Origin of the sequence: Pseudoalteromonas aurantia (assembly GCF_005886875.1) — a bacterium.
GTDB classification, from domain to species: domain Bacteria; phylum Pseudomonadota; class Gammaproteobacteria; order Enterobacterales; family Alteromonadaceae; genus Pseudoalteromonas; species Pseudoalteromonas aurantia_A.
In genome coordinates, this window is record NZ_PNBY01000238.1 from 1 (window position 1) to 345 (window position 345).

The 345-nt window shown below is 46.1% G+C and carries 1 protein-coding gene; it reads left to right on the forward strand.

Annotated features, from left to right (window positions below; all coding sequences use genetic code 11):
* A partial coding sequence (locus CWC18_RS20815; RefSeq protein WP_171041196.1) for an FtsW/RodA/SpoVE family cell cycle protein occupies positions 1-345 on the forward strand: 345 nt, incomplete at both ends.

Here is a 345-nt window from a genome sequence, read left to right on the forward strand (position 1 = left end):
GGTACTGACCTTTCTTAATCCTGAAAGTGACACCTGGGGAGCAGGCTGGAATATTATTCAGTCGAAAATTGCCATAGGGTCTGGCGGGATTTATGGAAATGGCTGGCTGTTGGGTACTCAGTCTCACCTGGACTTCCTGCCGGAAAGTCATACTGACTTTATCATTGCGGTACTGGCTGAAGAGTTTGGCTTGATGGGGTGTCTGGTCTTGCTGGCGCTCTATTCTTTGATTATTGGTCGAGGCTTATTTATTACCCTCAAAGCCCAGACGCTATTTGGCAGACTGCTGGCAGGTAGTATAACTCTGACGTTTTTTGTCTACATTTTTGTCAATATCGGTATGGT